At 56.2% G+C, this 420-nt stretch carries 1 protein-coding gene; it reads right to left on the minus strand.

Annotation, left to right across the window (positions count from 1 at the left end):
• On the minus strand, positions 1–420 hold a 420-nt coding region (locus tag DCO44_RS16715), incomplete at both ends, for a hypothetical protein (protein ID WP_213066328.1).

Consider the following 420-nt stretch of genomic DNA (forward strand, 5'->3'; position numbering starts at 1 on the left):
GCCTGTCGGGGTTGTAGCCAAACTCCAAGTGCCATCCGCGGCTTTGGTGGCCGTCAGGGTCACAGGGGTATCGCTTTCATTGGTGTAGCTGATCACCTGTTGGACGTTGTCCGCTCCTGGGGTCGAGGTGACTGCACCACCTGGTAAAGCCACGACATCAGGTGCATCGGCTGTATTTAGGGTGATGTCATCTGTTTTTGCGGTATCACTGTCTGTCTCGCTGTTGTTGTATTGGTCCGTCCCCTCTGCGCTCACGACACTGCCGTCTTTGACTGCATCCATCCCCAGCGTGATGACACCAGTACTTGGATCTATGCTGACGCCTGTCGGGGTTGTAGCCAAACTCCAAGTGCCATCCGCGGCTTTGGTGGCCGTCAGGGTCACAGGGGTATCGCTTTCATTGGTGTAGCTGATCACCTG

The sequence above is a fragment of the Acinetobacter sp. AM genome (assembly GCF_003105055.1).
GTDB classification, from domain to species: Bacteria; Pseudomonadota; Gammaproteobacteria; order Pseudomonadales; family Moraxellaceae; genus Acinetobacter; species Acinetobacter tibetensis.